Source organism: Actibacterium mucosum KCTC 23349, from assembly GCF_000647975.1.
Lineage (GTDB): Bacteria > Pseudomonadota > Alphaproteobacteria > Rhodobacterales > Rhodobacteraceae > Actibacterium > Actibacterium mucosum.
Genome location: NZ_JFKE01000005.1, coordinates 289919 through 306539 on the forward strand (window position 1 = coordinate 289919; position 16621 = coordinate 306539).

At 60.1% G+C, this 16621-nt stretch carries 17 protein-coding genes; 8 read left to right on the forward strand and 9 right to left on the reverse strand.

Annotated elements, in window-relative coordinates:
• Positions 1 to 12 precede the first annotated feature (12 nt).
• A complete protein-coding gene (clpA, locus tag ACMU_RS13330; protein WP_035260341.1) occupies positions 13 to 2343 on the reverse strand; it encodes an ATP-dependent Clp protease ATP-binding subunit ClpA in 2331 nt (776 codons plus the stop codon).
• A 177-nt stretch (positions 2344 to 2520) separates the two neighbouring features.
• Positions 2521 to 3288, reverse strand: a complete 768-nt coding sequence (gene gloB / locus ACMU_RS13335; RefSeq protein ID WP_035260343.1) for a hydroxyacylglutathione hydrolase — start codon at positions 3286 to 3288, stop codon at positions 2521 to 2523.
• 63 nt (positions 3289 to 3351) lie between these two features.
• On the opposite strand from gloB, the gene ACMU_RS13340 reads away from it, so the two are divergent.
• From ACMU_RS13340 to ACMU_RS13370, 7 genes are all read left to right on the forward strand, one after another.
• A complete protein-coding gene (locus ACMU_RS13340) occupies positions 3352 to 4101 on the forward strand; it encodes a methyltransferase domain-containing protein (RefSeq protein WP_035260344.1) in 750 nt (249 codons plus the stop codon).
• Between the two features lie 280 nt (positions 4102 to 4381).
• Entirely contained in the window at positions 4382 to 4942 is a 561-nt protein-coding gene (locus tag ACMU_RS13345; RefSeq protein ID WP_035260665.1) for a F0F1 ATP synthase subunit delta, read from the forward strand.
• The gene (gene atpA / locus ACMU_RS13350) at positions 4943 to 6481 is read left to right on the forward strand and encodes a F0F1 ATP synthase subunit alpha (RefSeq protein ID WP_035260345.1); all 1539 of its coding nucleotides are present in this window, start codon (positions 4943 to 4945) and stop codon (positions 6479 to 6481) included.
• A 15-nt stretch (positions 6482 to 6496) separates the two neighbouring features.
• Entirely contained in the window at positions 6497 to 7369 is an 873-nt protein-coding gene (locus ACMU_RS13355) for a F0F1 ATP synthase subunit gamma (RefSeq protein WP_035260347.1), read from the forward strand.
• A gap of 22 nt (positions 7370 to 7391) precedes the next feature.
• Positions 7392 to 8816 (forward strand): F0F1 ATP synthase subunit beta, encoded by a 1425-nt coding sequence (atpD, locus tag ACMU_RS13360; RefSeq protein ID WP_035260349.1) that lies wholly within the window; start codon positions 7392 to 7394, stop codon positions 8814 to 8816.
• A gap of 11 nt (positions 8817 to 8827) precedes the next feature.
• Positions 8828 to 9226, forward strand: a complete 399-nt coding sequence (locus ACMU_RS13365) for a F0F1 ATP synthase subunit epsilon (protein ID WP_035260352.1) — start codon at positions 8828 to 8830, stop codon at positions 9224 to 9226.
• Between the two features lie 122 nt (positions 9227 to 9348).
• Positions 9349 to 9699: an H-type lectin domain-containing protein gene (locus ACMU_RS13370; RefSeq protein WP_035260353.1), complete on the forward strand. Its 351-nt coding sequence runs from the start codon at positions 9349 to 9351 to the stop codon at positions 9697 to 9699.
• A gap of 7 nt (positions 9700 to 9706) precedes the next feature.
• On the opposite strand, the gene ACMU_RS13375 is transcribed toward ACMU_RS13370, so the two are convergent.
• A complete protein-coding gene (locus tag ACMU_RS13375) occupies positions 9707 to 10726 on the reverse strand; it encodes a ribose-phosphate pyrophosphokinase (RefSeq protein ID WP_035260355.1) in 1020 nt (339 codons plus the stop codon).
• 107 nt (positions 10727 to 10833) lie between these two features.
• On the opposite strand from ACMU_RS13375, the gene ACMU_RS13380 reads away from it, so the two are divergent.
• On the forward strand, positions 10834 to 11433 hold the full coding sequence (locus tag ACMU_RS13380) for a 2-hydroxychromene-2-carboxylate isomerase (protein ID WP_035260357.1): 600 nt from the start codon (positions 10834 to 10836) through the stop codon (positions 11431 to 11433).
• A gap of 155 nt (positions 11434 to 11588) precedes the next feature.
• On the opposite strand, the gene ACMU_RS13385 is transcribed toward ACMU_RS13380, so the two are convergent.
• The 6 genes from ACMU_RS13385 to ACMU_RS13410 all read right to left on the reverse strand — a co-directional run bounded on the left by ACMU_RS13385 (position 11589) and on the right by ACMU_RS13410 (position 16536).
• A complete protein-coding gene (locus tag ACMU_RS13385) occupies positions 11589 to 12638 on the reverse strand; it encodes a threonine aldolase family protein (protein WP_035260358.1) in 1050 nt (349 codons plus the stop codon).
• Between the two features lie 4 nt (positions 12639 to 12642).
• Positions 12643 to 13113, reverse strand: a complete 471-nt coding sequence (locus tag ACMU_RS13390; RefSeq protein WP_035260359.1) for a YcgN family cysteine cluster protein — start codon at positions 13111 to 13113, stop codon at positions 12643 to 12645.
• A gap of 29 nt (positions 13114 to 13142) precedes the next feature.
• The gene (locus ACMU_RS13395) at positions 13143 to 14081 is read right to left on the reverse strand and encodes a bifunctional riboflavin kinase/FAD synthetase (protein WP_035260360.1); all 939 of its coding nucleotides are present in this window, start codon (positions 14079 to 14081) and stop codon (positions 13143 to 13145) included.
• A 36-nt stretch (positions 14082 to 14117) separates the two neighbouring features.
• Positions 14118 to 14561 (reverse strand): MaoC family dehydratase, encoded by a 444-nt coding sequence (locus ACMU_RS13400; protein ID WP_035260667.1) that lies wholly within the window; start codon positions 14559 to 14561, stop codon positions 14118 to 14120.
• 125 nt (positions 14562 to 14686) lie between these two features.
• A complete protein-coding gene (locus ACMU_RS13405; RefSeq protein WP_035260362.1) occupies positions 14687 to 15556 on the reverse strand; it encodes a TIGR01459 family HAD-type hydrolase in 870 nt (289 codons plus the stop codon).
• Positions 15557 to 15615: 59 nt separating this feature from the next.
• On the reverse strand, positions 15616 to 16536 hold the full coding sequence (locus ACMU_RS13410) for a manganese-dependent inorganic pyrophosphatase (protein ID WP_035260668.1): 921 nt from the start codon (positions 16534 to 16536) through the stop codon (positions 15616 to 15618).
• Between the last annotated feature and the right edge of the window lie 85 nt (positions 16537 to 16621).

Here is a 16621-nt window from a genome sequence, read left to right on the forward strand (position 1 = left end):
TGTAGCCTTTCTTTAGTCGGCTGTCAGAAGTGGCGGTTTGCGGGTCGAGATCTGGCGTTTGCCAACTTCTTCGATCCGTAGATCGATCTCGCCACCTTTGACACCAACCTTGACCAGCCCACCTTTGGCCAGCTTGCCAAACAGCAGTTCCTCGGCCAATGGCTTCTTGATATGCTCCTGGATCACGCGGGCCAAGGGGCGCGCGCCCATCTTGTCGTCGTAACCCTTGTCACCCAGCCATTCGGCGGCGGCGCGGGTCAGTTCGATCGACACGTTGCGGTCCATCAACTGAGCCTCAAGCTGCAGCACAAATTTCTCGACCACCTGCAGGATCACCTCTTTGCCCAGCGGCGCAAAGCTGATCACCGCGTCCAGACGGTTGCGGAATTCAGGTGTGAAGGTGCGTTCGATCGCGGCTGTATCCTCGCCCTCGCGACGGTCGCGGGCAAAGCCGATAGCGGCCTTGGCCTGTTCGGCGGCACCGGCGTTCGAGGTCATGATGATCACCACGTTGCGGAAATCCACCTGACGGCCGTTATGGTCGGTCAGCTTGCCGTGATCCATCACCTGCAACAGGATGTTATAGACATCCGGGTGCGCCTTTTCGATCTCGTCCAACAGCAGCACGCAATGCGGGTGCTGGTCTACGCCATCGGTCAGAAGGCCGCCCTGGTCAAAGCCAACATAGCCCGGAGGGGCGCCGATCAGGCGGCTGACGGCGTGTTTCTCCATGTATTCTGACATGTCGAACCGCAGCAGTTCCACACCCAACGTATCGGCCAGCTGCTTGGCCACCTCGGTTTTGCCGACGCCGGTGGGGCCGGCGAACAGGTAGTTGCCGATGGGTTTTTCCGGCTCGCGCAGACCGGCGCGCGACAATTTGATGGCCGAGCTTAGCGCGACGATGGCGTTGTCCTGACCGAACACAACGCGTTTCAGCGTGGTTTCCAGATCTTTCAGCACCTCGGTATCCGCTTTCGACACGTTCTTTGGCGGTATGCGCGCGATCTTGGCCACCACGGCCTCAATCTCTTTCGCACCAATGGTTTTGCGGCGTTTGGATTCAGCCACCAGATGCTGCGCGGCACCGGCCTCGTCGATCACGTCGATGGCCTTGTCCGGCAGCTTGCGATCGTTGATATAGCGCGCCGACAGTTCCACCGCGGTTTTGATCGCGTCGGCGGTGTATTTGATGCCGTGATGCTCCTCGAAATAGGGTTTCAGCCCTTGCAGGATCTTGATCGCGTCATCCACCGACGGCTCGTTCACATCGATCTTCTGGAAACGGCGGCTCAGCGCGCGGTCTTTCTCGAAATGCTGGCGGAATTCCTTGTAGGTTGTTGACCCCATGCAGCGCAATTTGCCGCCCTGCAATGCCGGTTTCAGCAGGTTCGAGGCATCCATCGCCCCGCCAGATGTAGCGCCGGCACCAATCACGGTGTGAATCTCGTCGATGAACAGCACCGCGTCGGGGTGATCTTCAAGCTCGGTCACCACGGCCTTCAGCCGTTCTTCGAAATCGCCGCGATACCGCGTGCCGGCCAACAGCGCGCCCATATCCAGCGAGTAGATTGTGGCGCCTTGCAGAACCTCGGGCGTTTCGCCGTTGACGATCTTGCGGGCCAGCCCCTCGGCGATGGCGGTTTTGCCCACGCCCGGGTCCCCCACCAACAGCGGGTTGTTCTTGCGGCGGCGGCACAGCACCTGCACGCAGCGTTCCACCTCGTGGCCGCGGCCGATCAGCGGGTCAACGTCGCCCTCGCGGGCCTTGGCGTTCAGATCGACGCAATATTTGGCCAGCGCTGATTCCTTGGCGTCGCCTTCTTCAGGGGCGGCCGAGGTATTGGAGTTGTCTTCTTCATAGTCCGAGCCCGAGATCGGGCGGGATTCACCATAGTTCGAATCCTTAGCCACGCCATGGGCGATAAAGTTGACCGCATCATAGCGGGTCATATCCTGCTCTTGCAGGAAATAGGCGGCGTTGGATTCGCGTTCGGCGAAGATGGCCACCAGAACATTTGCGCCGGTGACTTCGGTGCGGCCAGAGCTTTGAACATGGATCGCGGCGCGTTGGATCACGCGTTGGAAAGCCGCGGTTGGCACCGCTTCCGATCCCTCGATCTCGGTTACAAGCGTCGCCAACTCCTCGTCAATGAATTCTTCCAGGGTCTCGCGCAGCTCATCCATGTCCACAGAACAGGCTTTCATGACCCGGGCCGCGTCGGGCTCTTCGATCAGGGCAAGAAGCAAATGCTCTAGCGTTGCCAATTCGTGACGGCGCGCATTGGCAAGGGCCAAAGCGGCGTGGATTGCTTTCTCGAGCGTATTCGAAAACGAAGGCACGTGACGTGCTCCTTTCCTGTAGGGATGCGAGAGGCGCGCTCTCACAACCGTGGCCTCATACAATTAAGGTTCGGTTTTTGGCGGCCGGCTTCAAGTCTTTTATTGCGTTTTTCTGACAATCACGCGGCACAGACGTGATTTTCATGGGGTAAAAACGGGTAACTTTTTGCGGCGCGGTCAGAACCGGTCCTTTCTTTTGCGGATTTCGCCGAAAACTTCGGCGTCGGATGCATCGCGCATGCCCAGGCTGGCTTTGATCGCGGGCAGATGGGCGCGCAGGAAGGGATTCGTGGCCAATTCCTCGGACATCAGCGAAGGAACCGTGGGCTTGCCTGCGGCGCGTGCCTCGGACACGGCGGAGACCCGAGAGATAAGGTCAGGATTGTCGGGTTCAATGGTCAGCGCAAATTTACCGTTGCTGGCTGTATATTCATGGCCTGAACCGATAATTGTCTCCGGCGGCAGGGCGGCGAGTTTTGACAGGCTTTGCCACATGGTTTCGGCCGACCCCTCAAACAAGCGCCCGCAGCCGAGCGCCATCAGGCTGTCACCCGAAAAAAGCGCGCTGGATTGCGGGAAATGATAGGCGACGTGCCCAACCGTGTGGCCCGAGACATCCATCACATGCACGGGCTCGCCACATACTTCGATGGTGTCACCGTCCGCAACGGCCAAATCCAGCGCCGGCAAACGATGGGCATCAGCGGATGCCCCCACAACACGCGCGCCGGTTTCCGATTTCAACGCGGGGATACCGTTGATGTGGTCGTCATGATGATGCGTGATCAGAATATCCGTCAGGGTCCAGCCGCGATCGGCCAGGGCCTGGCGCACCGGGCCGGCCTCGGGGATATCAACCGTGGCAGTCTGGTCCGTTTCGGCATTGTGCAGCAGAAACACGTAATTGTCCGAGAGGACGGGCAGGGTGACAATCTCAAGGGGCATGGTTTTCTGTTCCTACTCGGCTATGTTTAACCAAAGAATGGCCCATTTCGGGGAAACTGTACAATGCACGTTGATGTGCTGGATCTGCGAAACTTTTATTACCGCACCAACCTGGGCCGCGTGGCGCAGCGGGCAATCCGCAACAAGGTGATCGAGATCTGGCCCGAGGCCAAGGGCCAAACCGTTGCCGGTTTCGGGTTTGCCGCGCCTTTGTTGCGTCCGTTCATCGCAGATGCCCGCAGGGTGGTATCCCTGATGCCGGGACAGCAGGGCGTCATGGCCTGGCCTGCAGGCGAAGAAAACCTGTCGGTTCTTTGCCCCGAAACGATGTGGCCCCTGCCCACGGGAATGGTGGACAAACTGATCCTGCTGCATGGGCTGGAGACGGGCGACCAACCGAATCTGGTTCTGGAAGAGTGCAATCGCGTGTTGGGGCCCGGAGGGCGGGCGATGTTCATTGTCCCCAACCGGACCGGCATGTGGGCGCGGCGTGACAAGACACCGTTCGGATATGGACGTCCGTATTCGCAAGGTCAGCTTGACGCACAATTGCGCAAAGCCGGGTTTCAGCCCGAGGCCCACAAGTCTGCGCTGTTCTCGCCACCGTCGCACAAGCGATTCTGGTTGCGCTCGTCACAATTGCTGGAATCGATGGGCACCCGTGTCGCTACGTTCGTTGCCGGCGGGGTCTTGATCGTCGAGGTATCAAAGCAGGCTTACCGTCCCGCCGGGACCGCCGCCGCCCCCCTTGCAAAAAGATCCATCGTTGGGGCCGCAGAAGGCGTGGCCGCGCAAACGGCAGAGCCGGTATAACCCCCTGCGGCGGCTGGTCGCACGGAATCAGCGCTGCGTGCGCATTCGTTTCAAATATTGAACGATGTTGCTTCAATTCGCCGCAGTATACGTTTGTATACTGAAATAAAAGCCAGATTCCGGCCCCCACTTCACCGTTAGGTGTTCTTGAGTGTTGCGGGGTCAGAAAGGCTCTGCTACACCCGCGCCGATTTCTAACGCGTACGCAACTGTGCGCGCTTTGACCTGCCTGGGGGCGTTCCTCCTACGTGTCCGGGCTCCAGATATCGGAAGGGTGGACGTGTCCGAACCAGCTTCGATCTCCACTGGCATCGCAATGCGCTATGCCACGGCCGTCTTTGAACTGGCCAAAGAAGAGAATGCCTTGGCTGCACTTGAGGGCGACCTTGGCACATTGCAAGCCGCAATCGACGAAAGTGCTGAACTGCGCGATCTGCTGAACTCGCCGGTGTATACCCGCGAGGAGCAGGCCAAAGCTGTTTCTGCCTTGTCGTCCAAGATGGGCCTGTCGGCCGTTCTGGGCAACACGCTGAGCCTGATGGCGTCGAAGCGTCGCCTGTTCGCAACGCCGCAGCTGATCGCCGGCCTGTCCGCGCTGATCGCCGAGGACAAGGGCGAGGTGACGGCAGAAGTGACCGCCGCCAAGGCGCTGACTGCCGAGCAGCAAAAGAAACTCGCCGCGTCGCTGAAGGCCAGCACCGGCAAAGATATCAACCTGAATGTCGCCGTCGATAACAGCCTTATCGGCGGCCTCGTTGTAAAAGTGGGCTCGAAGATGGTCGACACGTCGATCCGCTCCAAGCTTGCAGCACTCCAGAACACCATGAAAGAGGTCGGATAAATGGGTATCCAAGCAGCCGAAATCTCTGCGATCCTCAAGGAGCAGATCAAGAACTTTGGCCAAGAGGCCGAGGTGGCCGAAGTGGGCCGCGTGCTGAGCGTGGGCGACGGTATTGCCCGTGTGCACGGCCTGGACAATATCCAAGCCGGCGAGATGGTCGAATTTCCCGGCGGCATCCGGGGCATGGCCCTGAACCTGGAAACCGACAACGTTGGTGTGGTTATCTTCGGTTCGGACCGCGACATTAAAGAAGGCGACGTTGTTAAGCGGACCAACGCCATCGTGGACGTGCCCGCGGGCGACGCCCTGCTGGGGCGCGTTGTCGACGGTCTGGGCAACCCGATCGACGGCAAAGGCCCGATCGAGGCGTCCGAGCGCCGCATCGCCGACGTGAAAGCGCCGGGCATCATCCCGCGTAAATCGGTGCACGAGCCGATGGCAACCGGCCTGAAATCGGTGGATGCGATGATCCCGATTGGCCGCGGCCAGCGCGAGTTGATCATTGGCGACCGTCAGACCGGCAAAACCGCCGTGGCTCTGGACGCGATCCTGAACCAGAAATCGTATAACGACGCCGCCGGCGACGACGAAAGCAAGAAGCTGTACTGCGTCTACGTTGCAGTTGGCCAAAAGCGTTCGACCGTTGCGCAGCTGGTGAAAAAGCTGGAAGAAACCGGCGCGATCGAATACTCGATCGTCGTGGCCGCCACCGCGTCGGACCCCGCGCCGATGCAGTTCCTGGCACCCTATGCTGCCACCGCCATGGCCGAGTATTTCCGCGACAACGGCAAACACGCACTGATCATCTATGATGACCTGTCCAAGCAGGCTGTGTCGTATCGTCAGATGTCGCTGCTGCTGCGCCGCCCGCCGGGACGTGAAGCCTATCCGGGTGACGTTTTCTATCTTCACTCGCGGCTGCTGGAACGTTCGGCCAAGCTGAACGAAGATCACGGCGCAGGCTCGCTGACCGCGCTGCCGATCATTGAAACCCAGGGCGGCGACGTGTCGGCCTTTATTCCGACCAACGTGATCTCGATCACCGACGGTCAGATCTTCCTGGAAACCGAGCTGTTCTATCAGGGTATCCGCCCCGCCGTGAACACCGGTCTGTCGGTGAGCCGGGTTGGCTCTTCGGCCCAGACCAAGGCGATGTCGTCGGTTGCCGGCCCGGTTAAACTGTCGCTGGCGCAGTATCGCGAGATGGCCGCCTTCGCACAGTTCGGTTCGGACCTTGATGCCTCGACCCAGCGTCTGCTGAACCGTGGCGCCCGCCTGACCGAGCTGATGAAACAGCCGCAGTATTCGCCGCTGACCAACGCCGAGATCGTCTGTGTGATCTTCGCCGGTACCAACGGGTATCTGGACGATGTCGACGTCAGCGATGTTGGCCGGTTCGAAGCTGGCATGCTGAACCACCTGCGCACCAAACACGCCGATCTGCTGGCTGACATCACCGACAACGACCGGAAGGTGAAAGACGAGCTGGCCGACAAGGTGAAAGCTGCGCTGGACGAATTCGCAGCCGACTTCGCGTAAGGGAGAGATTGGCTTATGCCCAACCTCAAGGACCTAAAAAACAGGATCGCGTCGGTCAAATCGACCCGCAAGATCACGAAGGCCATGCAGATGGTGGCCGCCGCAAAACTGCGGCGGGCACAGGATGCGGCCGAGGCCGGACGGCCATATGCAGAACGGATGAATGCCGTTCTGGGCGGGTTGGCGGCTTCGGTCGGCGGCTCGGACAGCGCGCCGAAGCTGTTGTCGGGCACCGGCAGCGACCAGGTGCAGCTGCTGGTGGTGATGACCGCCGAACGCGGCCTGTGCGGCGGCTTCAACTCGACCATCGTGCGCCTGGCGCGCACCAAGGTGGAAGAGCTGCAGGCGGCTGGCAAGACGGTCAAGATCCTGACCGTCGGCAAGAAGGGCCGCGAACAGCTGAAGCGTGACTACGAAGACCTGTTCGTCGGTCACGTCGACCTGAGCGAAGTGAAGAATGTGGGCTATGCCAATGCGCATGGTATCGCCGCAGACGTTCTGTCGCGTTTCGACGCCGGCGAGTTCGACGTGGCCACGATCTTCTACAACCGCTTCCAGTCGGTGATCAGCCAGATCCCCACTGCGCAGCAGATCATTCCCGCTGCATTCGAAGCAGAGGGCGACGAAGGCGGTACGCTTTACGATTATGAGCCCAGCGAGGAAGACATCCTGGCTGATCTGCTGCCGCGCGGTGTCGCCACGCAGATCTTCGCCGCTCTGCTGGAAAACGGTGCATCCGAGCAAGGCGCACGGATGAGCGCGATGGACAACGCCACGCGCAACGCCGGCGACATGATCGACAAGCTGACCATCCAATACAACCGTTCGCGTCAGGCCGTGATTACCAACGAACTGATCGAAATCATTTCGGGCGCCGAGGCGCTCTGAGCCAAGAACCGGAGAAACGACAATGGCAAACGCAAAAGGCAAGGTGACCCAGGTCATTGGCGCCGTTGTGGACGTGCAGTTCGAAGATCACCTGCCGGAGATCCTGAACGCGCTGACCACCGACAACAACGGCAAAAACCTGGTTCTGGAAGTTGCACAGCACCTGGGCGAAAACACCGTCCGCACCATCGCAATGGACGCGACCGAAGGTCTGGTCCGCGGTCAGGAAGTAACCGATGCCGGCGGCCCGATCTCGGTGCCGGTGGGCAACGCCACGCTGGGCCGCATTCTGAACGTTGTGGGTGAACCCGTGGACGAAGGTGAGCCGCTGAAAGCCACCGAAACCCGCGCCATCCACCAGCCCGCACCTGAGTTCGCCGAACAGGCGACCTCGTCCGAGATCCTGGTGACCGGCATCAAGGTGATCGACCTGCTGGCCCCCTATTCGAAGGGTGGTAAGATTGGCCTGTTCGGCGGTGCCGGCGTGGGCAAGACGGTTCTGATCATGGAACTGATCAACAACATCGCCAAGGTGCACTCGGGTTACTCGGTGTTCGCCGGTGTGGGTGAGCGTACCCGCGAAGGCAACGACCTGTATCACGAGATGATCGAATCGAACGTTATTAAGCCGGACAACCTGGAAGACTCGCAGGTGGCACTGGTTTACGGCCAGATGAACGAGCCTCCGGGTGCGCGTGCCCGCGTTGCCCTGACCGGCCTGACCCTGGCCGAGCAGTTCCGCGACCAGTCGGGTACCGACGTTCTGTTCTTCGTCGACAACATCTTCCGCTTTACCCAGGCGGGTTCGGAAGTGTCGGCGCTGCTGGGTCGTATTCCTTCGGCTGTGGGCTATCAGCCGACGCTGGCCACCGACATGGGCGCGATGCAGGAACGCATCACCTCGACCAAGCAGGGTTCGATCACCTCGATCCAGGCCGTTTACGTGCCTGCCGATGACCTGACCGACCCCGCGCCGGCCACCACCTTTGCCCACCTTGACGCCACGACCGTTCTGTCGCGCGCCATCTCGGAACTGGGCATCTACCCGGCGGTTGACCCGCTGGACAGCTCGTCGCGGATCCTGGATCCGGGCGTGGTTGGCGAAGAGCACTATCAGGTTGCCCGTGATGTGCAGGGTATCCTGCAGCGCTATAAGTCGCTGCAAGACATCATCGCCATCCTGGGCATGGACGAACTGAGCGAAGAGGACAAGCTGACCGTTGCGCGTGCGCGCAAGATCCAGCGCTTCCTGTCGCAGCCGTTCGACGTGGCAAAAGTGTTCACCGGCTCGGACGGTGTTCAGGTTCAGCTGGAAGACACCATCGCCTCGTTCAAGGCGGTTGTGGCTGGCGAATACGATCACCTGCCCGAGGCTGCCTTCTATATGGTTGGCGGCATCGACGAAGTGATCGCCAAAGCCGAGAAACTGGCCGCGGAAGCTGCCTAAAGGGGGCGTAAATGGCTGAGACCATGCAATTTGACCTGGTGTCACCTGAAAAGAGGCTTGCCTCGGCTCAGGTCACCGAGGTCCAGATCCCGGGCGCCGAAGGTGACCTGACGGCGATGCCAGATCATTCGCCGCTGATCACCACCCTGCGTCCCGGTGTCGTTAAGGCAACGGGTCCTGATGGCGGGCTGGAATTCGTCGTAACCGGCGGGTTTGCCGAAATCTCGGCCGCGGGTACGTCGGTTCTGGCCGAAGTTGCCGTTCCGGTGGCCGATGTGACGCGCGAGATCTTGGACGGAATGGTGGAAGAGGCCAACGCGGCCCGTGATGCCGCCGAAGCCGAAGCACAAGATGTGCTGGCCAAACGTGCTGCCGATCTGGCTGCAATCAGCGCCTCGTTGGGCCTCTGAGGCCGGCACTGCGCCTTATGTGAGTTTCAAAACCCCCGCAACATTGCGGGGGTTTTGCCTTTTTCCCTTCCAAAATCCGCCGTGATTGACAAGTAATCGGACACGCGGAGGACCGTATTCTTATGCAGCGTTTGGACGGCCGTAACATTGGTGTTGACCAAGGCGAGACGCACCTGTTCTCGGATTACGAGGACGGCGGCGCAATGTGGACAGGTTCTGGTCCACGTGAGGTGCGCAAACGGGTGACCTTCTCAGCCTCCTACAGAACACCACCATCTGTGAGTGTTGCGCTGTCGATGTGGGACATGGATCAAAAGACCAACGCGCGGGCCGAAATTCAGGCCGAGAAAGTATCGACAACCGGATTTGAGATTGTGTTCAAGACCTGGGCCGACACCCGTATTGCACGGGTGCGGGCCAGTTGGATGGCCATCGGCGAACTTCCGTTCGACGATGACTGGGAGCTTTACTAAGGCAGCCTCAGCTGCGGGCAAACAGCCCTTCGTAAATCGGTTCGAGGGTCGTGTGATCGAACAGCGACGAGACCGACGTACCGTTCCAGATATTCAGGATCGCCTGCGCAAACATCGGCGCAGTTGGGACAATTCGGATGTTTTGTGCGGCCTGCGTGGCAGGGGTTGCCTGAATGGAGTCTGTTATGACCAGGCTTTTCATAGCAGATTTGGTGATCCGATCCTGCGCGGGGCCGGACAGCACGCCGTGCGAGATATAGGCGTGCACCTCTTTTGCGCCTTGTTCAATCAGGTGATCTGCTGCCTTGCACAGCGTGCCAGCGGTATCGCAAAGGTCGTCCACGATGATGCAGCACTTGCCTTCCACATTCCCGATCACGGTCATCTCGGCCACTTCACCAGGTTTTTCGCGACGTTTGTCCACGATCGACAGGGGGGCATTGATCCGTTGCGCCAATTCACGGGCGCGGGCCACGCCTCCGACATCGGGCGAAACGACCATCAGGTCATCCATCTGACCGGCGAACTGGTGCTTGATGTCCAGCGCGAAAACGGGCGACGCATATAGGTTGTCGACCGGAATATCGAAAAAGCCCTGGATCTGTGCCGCATGAAGGTCAAGTGTCAGGATCCGCTCGATCCCGGCTTCGACCAGCATATTGGCCACAAGTTTGGCGCTGATCGGGGTGCGAGCCTTTGTGCGGCGGTCCTGACGGGCATAGCCGAAATAGGGGATGACGGCGGTGATGCGCGAAGCCGACGAACGACGCAATGCGTCAGCAATGATCAAAAGCTCCATCAGATTGTCATTGGCGGGGTTCGAAGTGGGCTGGACGATGAACATATCCTCGCCCCGCACGTTTTCGAACACTTCAACAAAGATCTCTTGGTCGTTGAACCGTTCAACCCTTGCTTCGACCAAACCCATGTTCACGCCGCGATGCATGGACATCCGCCTTGCGATAGCCGTGGCCAGAGGGCGATTGGCGTTACCAGAGATCAGCTTGGGTTCGGTGATGTTCGCCATTGCGGAAAGTCCCTATTTGCGCAGGTCAGATGACAGAATCATGACGTTGACACCGCTTACCACCGCGATACCGTCTTGCAAACAGCCCGCTTTGGACAGGATGCAAAATGCCTCATATCGAATACTATTTCTCGACGATTTCTCCCTACACCTACATCGCGGGGACCCGGCTGGAGGAAGTTGCCAGCGCAAATGGGGCGACGATCACCTACAAGCCTTTGGACCTGATCGCGCTCTTTAGCCGTACGGGGGGTGTCCCGCCGGGGCAACGTCATGAAAGCCGCCAGGCCTGGCGCTTGCAAGAACTGCGCCGGCAGGCTGCGAAGGCAGGGGTTCCGATCAACCTGAAACCGGCGTTTTGGCCTACGAATGCAGCACCGTCATGTTACGCGGTCATTGCGGCTCAAAACGCAGGTGGCGGCAATCTTGGGGCGTTGGTCCAAGGGTTCACCCGGGCGGTGTGGGCGGAAGAAAAGGACATTTCGGACGACCGCGTTATTCGCGAAATCCTTGGAGCAAACGGGTATGACCCATCGCTTGCCGATAGCGGACTGTTAAGCGGTGCCGAAGCTTACGAGCGCAATCTGGAAGAGGCCGTGACTGCAGGAGCCTTTGGCGCGCCTTTCTATATCACGGATCGGGATGAGCGATTTTGGGGTCAGGACAGGATCGAAGACCTGGAACTGTCGCTGCAAGGAAAGCTGTAAGCAAAAGGCGCGCCTTTGGCGCAAGGCATTTGTCTCACGCGCGGCCTTGCGGCTGCGCGTTCGGGTGGGTGCGGGTTGTTGGGTTGCGACATTCGCCAGCCCGTGCCGAAAGCCGAAGGCGAAAGGCGAGACAAAGGACTTGCGCCGCAGGCGCACTATTTGATTGTGTCCAGAAAGCTTTCCACATCCGCGGCGCTTGTGCTCCATGAGCACACGAGGCGTGCAGAGACGGCCTCGTCATCGGGGCCTTCGAGAGTTTGGTTCATCGGCCAGAGGTAGTATTGAGCACCTGCACTTTGCGCCCTTCGGTGGCCCGCACGGGGCCAGGCCGCGAAAACTTCGTTGGCCCGGGTCGGATGGAGCAGCGATGTACCGGGCAGTGTCAGAATACCCTTCGACAGCTCAGCCGCCGCCGTGTTCGCGCGCATAGCCAGTGTTCGCCACAATCCGTCGCGCAGATAAGCGGCCATCTGGGCAGAAAGGTACCGGTGCTTGGAAAACAGGTGTCCGCCACGTTTTCGGCGCAACTCAAATTCCCATGCATGTTTGGGATCGAAGAGGATCACCGCTTCGACCCCCATCAGACCGTTTTTTGTGCCGCCAAAGCTGAGCACGTCGACACCGGCCTTCCAAGTCAGTTCAGCGGGCGTGCAGCCCACTGACACCAATGCATTGGCAAACCGCGCGCCATCCATGTGCACAGGCACGTCCGCCGCGTGGGCCGTGGCGGCAATGTCGGCAATCTCGGCCGGGGTGTAGACCGCGCCAGCCTCGGTCGCGTTGGTCAAGGTCACCGCGCCCTTTTGAACATTGTGCACGCCTGCACGAGCGGTGAAATCCAAGGCCTGTGCAAGCGCGGCGGCGTCGAATTTTGCATCCGGCCCGTCCAGAAGGGTCAACTTGGCCCCGCCAGCAAAAAACTCTGGCGCGCCGCACTCGTCTTCTTCGACATGGGCGTTGCGGTGACAGTAGATGGTTCCCCAAGGTGGACAAAGGCAGGCCAGAGACAATGCGTTTGCTGCGGTTCCAGTGGCCACCAGGTAAATCTCGGCTTCGGGCGCTTCGAACTGCGTTCGTATCTCGGCTCGTACTTCGTCCATCAGCGCGTCGGCGCCATAGGGGCTGGCATAACCTTTGTTGGCCTCAGTCAGCGCGTCGAGCACTTGCTGTGGGACGGGCGAGGTGTTGTCAGAGGCAAAAAACATCGCGCTAAAGCTCCATCTCGATCAGAAAATCTTCCCACTCTTCCACCGGCACGTCGAACTCGGACACGGTCCAGCCTTGCACGGACTGTCCTGCCTTGCGCACCGAGGCCGGATCACCCGTGATCAACGGGTGCCAGTCGGGCAGGGTACGCCCTTCCTGCAGCAGACGATAGGCGCAGGAGGCGGGCATCCAATAGGCGATGTCGGGCAGAGTCTTGGGGGTCAGAACCACGCATTCGGGCACCAGCGACTTGCGGGCCTCGTAATGCGCACAGCGGCATGTGTTGTCGTCCAGCAGACGGCAGGCCACACGCGTAAACGCGACCTCTTGCGTCTCTTCGTCTTCCAGCTTGTTCAGGCAACATTTGCCGCAGCCATCACACAGGGCTTCCCACTCGTCCTGAGTGAGTTTTGCCAGTTGATGGCGTTCCCAAAATCGTGGGCGCAGGCCCTTGCGTTGGATCGGTTCGGACATGGGGCGAGACTACGCCCATTGTCGCGAAGTTAAAGGGCGGAAAGGATCTCTCGCGCTTTTTTGCAATCTGCGTCCATCTGCGTGATCAGGGTTTCGAGGTTTTCAAAACTCAACTCGGGTCGCAAGAAGTCGACCAACGCGATGGACAGCGGGGTGCCATAGAGGTCGCCCTTGAAATTAAACAGGAAGGTTTCGCAATTGGCACGGTTCTCGCCGAACATCGGGCGCACGCCGATCGAGGCGGCACCGTGATAGGTGCCGGCATGCGGGCCTGACAGCACATCGACAAACACCGCATAGACCCCGAATTTCGGTGGATGCAGGCCGTCGATGGCCATGTTGGCAGTGGGGAAGCCCAACTCGCGACCGCGTTTTTCTCCGTGAATGACAGGCCCGTCGATACGATGCCAATGTCCAAGCATTTGTTGGGCGTCACGGGGACGACCGTCACCAAGCGCTTCGCGAATGGCGGTCGAAGAGACCTCGCCCTGATCGCCTTGAACCAACGTGGCAATAGTGACGCCGAAACCCATTTCCTTGCCGAAGACCTGCAGGTCGGAGGCATGACCCGCGCGGGCTTTGCCAAAACGGAAATCTGCCCCGACAACCACATGGTCCAGGCCCAGGCCATCGGCGATCACCTGCTGTGCAAATGCGCGTGGTTCCAACGCGGCCAGATCAGCGTCGAACGGCAATTGAAAGAGTTGGTCGACGCCCAGCTTGGCCATGCGGTTGACCTTCGCCTGGGCATTCATCAACCGAAAGGGTGGGGCGTCGGGGGCAAAGAATTCACGTGGGTGCGGTTCAAACGTCATCACGCCCAGCGGCGCGCCCGAGGCATTGGCCGCCCCACGTGCCAGGTCGATCACCGCCTGATGACCCAGATGCACACCGTCGAAATTGCCAATGGCCGCTGCCGCGCCGCGTTTGTCGGCAGGCAGGTTGTGCCAAGTGGTGAAAACGTCCATGCATCCCCCGTGCAAGCACCGGGGACCCGGCGCCGATCAGTCCAGCTTGCGGCTGGGCGCCATCACCAGCGCTTCGCCCTTCAGGACGACCGTATCGCCCACCGCGCAGTGACAATCAAGAGTGACGCGGCGCTTGGCGTGGTTGATATCGCTGACAGAAACTTCGGCCCGGACACGGTCGCCGATCCGAACCGGTGCCATGAATTTCAGGTCCTGTTTCATATAGACCGTGCCGTGGCCGGGCAGTTGCTCGCCGATCACCGCCGAGATCAGGCTGGCGGTCAGCATGCCATGGGCTATGCGGCCGTGGAAACGCGTGTCCTGGGCGTATTCTTCGTCCATATGGACCGGGTTGAAATCGGTCGAAACCTCGGCAAAAAGCTCGACATCCCGCTCGGTGATTATCTTAATCACATGGCGGGACATGCCGATTTCCATATCTTCGATACAGATTGTGCCCCTAGGGAAATTATCCAGCATTTTCGTGCGTCCATCATCTGTCATGTTGCGGTGCAGCATAACGGAAGTGCTGGAAAAGATCAATCCGCGCAGTAATTTTGTCGCACCAAAGTGTGAATTGCGGCAATTTTATTTCGCGGACAGTCTTATCGCAAGAAGCCGATGGTAAAAGTTGGCGACATGTTTTCAGCCTGCAGATACGCCTTTAGCGCGGCGGGGTCGGGTTGGTACGTGGTCTTGGTTTCCGCCGCGGCCAGCCCGCCCGAGATAAACACGCAATCCAGGTTCTCAGATATCGCACCACGCACATCGGTCAGGATGCCGTCGCCGACGCACAGGATGCGGTCATCGGCCACATAGGAGATTTGCGCCAGGCGGCGGCGCGCAAGGTCATAGATCGGCGGGTGCGGCTTGCCGAAATAGAGGCTTTCGCCGCCCATCTCGGTATACATTTTGGCCAGCGCCCCGGCGCACCATTCGCGCACTTCGCCGCGATCCACGACGATATCGGGATTGGCGCAAAGCAGCGGCAGGCCCTTCTGTTTGGCCAGCATCAGTTCACCCTTGTGCGCATCCAGATCGGCCAGCGGGTCCACCGGACCGCAGCAGACGATACCGTCGGCCTGATCCAGCGGCACGCGGGTGATCGCAACCGGATCTTCGATCAGCTTCAACGGGTCGAAAAAGCTGAAATCATGCGGCTGGCCCATGAAAAACACGTTCTGGCCCACGGCCCCGGTGAACATCGCGGCGCGCGCGCTGTCGCCGGAAGTGGCGATTGTGTCCCAGGCGTCAGGGTCCACGCCGATCTTGCCCAGCTGCACCTCGACCGAGGCGCGGTGGCGCGGCGCGTTGGTGACCAGCACCACGATGCCGCCCTTGGCGCGGTACGCTTTCAGCGCGGCCACCGCCTCGGGGAAGGGGTCGCGGCCGTTATGCACACAGCCCCACAGGTCGACGAACATGGCGTCGTAATTGGCAGAAACTTCGGAAAGCTGTTCGATGATCCGGGTCATGGGGCGCGCCTTGGCAAAGGAAAAGGGGCGCCCGATGCGCCCCTTTGTTGTGTCTGCGATCAGACCTTGAGGTTCGGGATGATCTGCTTTTTGCGGCTCATCACGCCGGGCAGAACCACGGTGTCGCCATCAACCGCCACATCGAACGACTTTTCGGCCACCGATTTCACCGCGTCGTTGGGGATCAGCAACGTGGCCTCTTCGTTCAGGATGTCCACGGCGAACAGCAGTACCTGATCCACGCCATCTTCGGCGGCCACATCGGCGCACGAGGCGATCAGGCTGTCCTTGCGGTCCAATACCAGCTTGGGCGCGGTGGTTTCCAGAACCGAGACGCGGAACTTGGTGCCGTCGACCTCGTATTCCTTGCTGTCCATGCGGATCAGCTCGGCATCGGAAAAGGCCGAGATGTCGGATTTAGCTTCGAACATCTCGGTCGCATAGGCGCTGATGTCGATGCCCAGATCGGCGGCCAGCCCCTCGGCCACGGCGCGGTCATGGTCGGTTGTGGTGGGCGAGCGGAACTCCAGCGTGTCCGACAGGATACAGCTCAGCGCCGCGCCCTTGATGGCGTCGGGCATCTTGGCGGTGTCATCGCCCATCAGGTCGATCAGAACCGTGGCCGCACAGGCCAGCGGGCGGATGGTGATGTCGATCGGTGCCTTGGTCTTCAGGCCACCCTGCAGCAAGTGGTGGTCGATCACTGCGATGACATTGGCATCGTTGATGCTGGGCGGCAGTTCGGCGACGTTGTTGGTGTCAACGATCACACAGTCCTGGCCTTCGGCCACATCGTCGATAATGGCCGGTTTGGGCAGGTCCCACTTGGTCAGCATGAACGCAGCTTCGGTGTTGGGTTCGCCCAGCAGAACGGCCTCGGCCGGCTGGCCCTTCACCTCGTTCAGGTACCAGGCCCAGACAATGGCAGAGCCGGTGGAATCGGTATCGGGGGCCTTGTGGCCAAACACTTTGATGGTCATCAGATCTATCCGCAAGAGGTCAATTTCCGCGGTGTTATAGGCGCCGTTCGCGGGGATGTCACCACCGGGAACACCAAGGGGGAAT

Coding starts and splice junctions, on each gene's coding strand:
- ACMU_RS13390 (WP_035260359.1), bottom strand. CDS start 13,113: ATGTCCGAACCGATCCAACGCAAGGGCCTGCGCCCACGATTTTGGGAA.
- ACMU_RS13340 (WP_035260344.1), top strand. CDS start 3,352: ATGCACGTTGATGTGCTGGATCTGCGAAACTTTTATTACCGCACCAAC.
- ACMU_RS13365 (WP_035260352.1), top strand. CDS start 8,828: ATGGCTGAGACCATGCAATTTGACCTGGTGTCACCTGAAAAGAGGCTT.
- ACMU_RS13375 (WP_035260355.1), bottom strand. CDS start 10,726: ATGGCGAACATCACCGAACCCAAGCTGATCTCTGGTAACGCCAATCGC.
- ACMU_RS13355 (WP_035260347.1), top strand. CDS start 6,497: ATGCCCAACCTCAAGGACCTAAAAAACAGGATCGCGTCGGTCAAATCG.
- ACMU_RS13405 (WP_035260362.1), bottom strand. CDS start 15,556: ATGACCCGGATCATCGAACAGCTTTCCGAAGTTTCTGCCAATTACGAC.
- ACMU_RS13385 (WP_035260358.1), bottom strand. CDS start 12,638: ATGTTTTTTGCCTCTGACAACACCTCGCCCGTCCCACAGCAAGTGCTC.
- ACMU_RS13400 (WP_035260667.1), bottom strand. CDS start 14,561: ATGCTGGATAATTTCCCTAGGGGCACAATCTGTATCGAAGATATGGAA.
- atpD (WP_035260349.1), top strand. CDS start 7,392: ATGGCAAACGCAAAAGGCAAGGTGACCCAGGTCATTGGCGCCGTTGTG.
- ACMU_RS13380 (WP_035260357.1), top strand. CDS start 10,834: ATGCCTCATATCGAATACTATTTCTCGACGATTTCTCCCTACACCTAC.
- ACMU_RS13395 (WP_035260360.1), bottom strand. CDS start 14,081: ATGGACGTTTTCACCACTTGGCACAACCTGCCTGCCGACAAACGCGGC.
- atpA (WP_035260345.1), top strand. CDS start 4,943: ATGGGTATCCAAGCAGCCGAAATCTCTGCGATCCTCAAGGAGCAGATC.
- gloB (WP_035260343.1), bottom strand. CDS start 3,288: ATGCCCCTTGAGATTGTCACCCTGCCCGTCCTCTCGGACAATTACGTG.
- ACMU_RS13370 (WP_035260353.1), top strand. CDS start 9,349: ATGCAGCGTTTGGACGGCCGTAACATTGGTGTTGACCAAGGCGAGACG.
- ACMU_RS13410 (WP_035260668.1), bottom strand. CDS start 16,536: ATGACCATCAAAGTGTTTGGCCACAAGGCCCCCGATACCGATTCCACC.